This window comes from Streptomyces sp. P17 (assembly GCF_032436805.1).
Lineage (GTDB): Bacteria > Actinomycetota > Actinomycetes > Streptomycetales > Streptomycetaceae > Streptomyces.
On the sequence record NZ_JAVRBF010001278.1, the window covers coordinates 1 to 248 of the forward strand.

A 248-nucleotide genomic window follows, 5' to 3' on the forward strand; every position below is an offset into this window, starting at 1 on the left:
GAAAAAATTGCTTGGGCTTGTCGCTGTCCTGGTGGCCGTGGTGGCAGCCGGTGCGTTTTCCTACTGGCACCGCCATCAGGAGCGTTTCAGCGCGCAGACTGATCTCAATATCAAGAACTTCGTCACCAAGGGACCATCCTGGTATCCAAGTGGCCACCGGGTTGAAAAAGTCAAAGCCGACAGCCAGAACTAGGCTGTACGTCTCAGGCGATGGATTGACATCATCGTCCCCTGTGCCGGTGCTTCCG

Annotated in this window: 1 protein-coding gene; it reads left to right on the top strand. The window is 56.0% G+C overall.

The genetic code is table 11. The features are described from left to right. On the top strand, nucleotides 1–193 hold a 193-nt coding region (locus RMT89_RS44680; protein ID WP_315889476.1), incomplete at its 5' end, for a hypothetical protein. Nucleotides 194–248 lie beyond the last annotated feature (55 nt).